The following is a 668-nucleotide window of genomic DNA, read 5'->3' on the forward strand; positions in this document are numbered from 1 at the left end:
GTTCGTCAGCCAGGCGGCGATGACCGGTGAATCGATGCCGGTGGAAAAATTCCCGCGCCAGCAGGACAACGACACCAGCAACCCGCTGGACCTCGACAATATTCTGTTCATGGGCACCAACGTGGTGTCGGGTGCGGCCACCGCGGTAATTCTGACCACCGGCAACAACACCTATTTTGGTGCGCTGGCCCAGCGTGTCGGCGCCACGGATCGCGTGCCGACCTCATTCCAGACCGGCGTCAACAAAGTCAGTTGGCTGCTGATCCGTTTCATGTTCGTGATGGCGCCGCTGGTGCTGTTCATCAACGGTTTCACCAAGGGTGACTGGATGCAGGCGCTGTTGTTCGCGCTGTCCATCGCCGTCGGCCTGACTCCGGAAATGCTGCCGATGATTGTCACCTCGACCCTGGCCAAGGGCGCGGTGTTCCTGTCGCGCAAAAAAGTCATCGTCAAACGCCTTGATGCGATCCAGAACTTCGGCGCAATGGATGTGCTCTGTACCGACAAGACCGGCACCCTGACCCAGGACAAGATCTTCCTGGCGCGGCATGTCGACGTCTGGGGCGAAGAGTCCGAAGACGTGCTGGAAATGGCCTACCTGAACAGCTACTACCAGACCGGGCTGAAAAACCTGCTGGACGTGGCGGTGCTCGAGCACGTTGAAATAC

Annotated in this window: 1 protein-coding gene; it reads left to right on the forward strand. The window is 59.3% G+C overall.

The features are described from left to right. Positions 1-668 (forward strand): HAD-IC family P-type ATPase (locus AC1DH9_RS30310; protein ID WP_477809477.1); only part of this gene is annotated, 668 nt, incomplete at both ends.

This window comes from Pseudomonas sp. 05T35 (genome assembly GCF_056396605.1).